Origin of the sequence: Tessaracoccus sp. OH4464_COT-324 (assembly GCF_003932855.1) — a bacterium.
In the GTDB taxonomy this organism is placed as follows: domain Bacteria; phylum Actinomycetota; class Actinomycetes; order Propionibacteriales; family Propionibacteriaceae; genus Arachnia.
The window spans coordinates 1-501 of sequence record NZ_RQYZ01000088.1 but is presented as its reverse complement, the minus strand read 5'-3'; the positions used below and the strand labels follow the sequence as shown (position 1 = coordinate 501).

Annotated in this window: 1 protein-coding gene; it reads left to right on the top strand. The window is 41.1% G+C overall.

The features are described from left to right. Positions 1-501: AarF/UbiB family protein (locus EII42_RS12250; RefSeq protein ID WP_233558406.1), on the top strand; the 501-nt coding region annotated here is incomplete at both ends.

Genomic DNA, 501 nt, shown 5'->3' with positions numbered 1-501 from the left:
TTTGGCTTACGTTTGCGTTTGGCTTTACAAGAGTTAGGTCCAGTTTGGATCAAGTTAGGGCAGATGTTATCTACGCGCCGAGATTTATTTCCTGCGGAAATTGCAGATGAGTTAGCTTTATTGCAAGATCAAGTAGAGGCTTTTTCTGGCAGTATCGCTCGTCAACAAATCGAACAAGCTTTTGGCTGCGCCTTGGAAAATTGGTTTGTCGATTTTGATGAAACAGCATTGGCTTCAGCCTCTATTGCACAAGTACATACGGCGAAACTGAAACTCGCTGAAGGGCAAGAGCGAGAAGTTGTTATCAAAGTCTTGCGCCCAGATATTCAGCCGCAAATTGATGCTGATTTAAGTTGGATGTACAAATTAGCTGGTTTCTTACCAAAATTATCTCGTGAAGGCTATCGTTTAAGAGCGGTAGAAGTTATTCAAGAATATGAGAAAACCTTGCGTGATGAATTAGATTTACGCATTGAAATGGCGAATGCAATTAAATTGCGT